Annotated in this window: 1 protein-coding gene; it reads right to left on the bottom strand. The window is 70.5% G+C overall.

Annotated elements, in window-relative coordinates:
* Positions 1–223: 223 nt before the first annotated feature.
* The coding region (locus KBX39_RS32975) for a VOC family protein (RefSeq protein WP_210874329.1) at positions 224–387 on the bottom strand (164 nt) is incomplete at its 5' end.

Raw genomic sequence — 387 nt, 5'->3', positions numbered from 1 at the left:
GCGAGGACGCCGGCGTTCCACACTCCGAGGACCACCGCCTCCCGTTCCAGGAGATTGCCGCTGCGGACCCCGAACACGATGAGCACGAAGTAGCCGACCGCCAGCCCCGCCACGACCATGGAGCCGGAGGTGGCCAGGTCCAGCGAGTACGGGCGCCGCCACACCGTCATGCCGCCAGGGTGACCGATCGTGTCCAGCGGTTCAGCGCGGCGTCAGCGCCCGGCTACCGGTACTGTGCGATCTGGATCAGGTTGCCGCAGGTGTCGTCGAACACCGCGGTGGTCACCGGGCCCATGTCGACCGGCTCCTGGGTGAACAGCACGCCGAGGCCCCGCAGCCGCTCGTGCTCGGCGGCCACGTCGTCCACCGCGAACTGCGTCAGCGGGA

It is taken from the genome of Micromonospora sp. D75 (genome assembly GCF_018070405.1).
GTDB classification, from domain to species: domain Bacteria; phylum Actinomycetota; class Actinomycetes; order Mycobacteriales; family Micromonosporaceae; genus Micromonospora; species Micromonospora chalcea.
The sequence above is the reverse complement of the archived record's forward strand: the minus strand, read 5'-3'. Positions and strand labels throughout refer to the sequence as shown.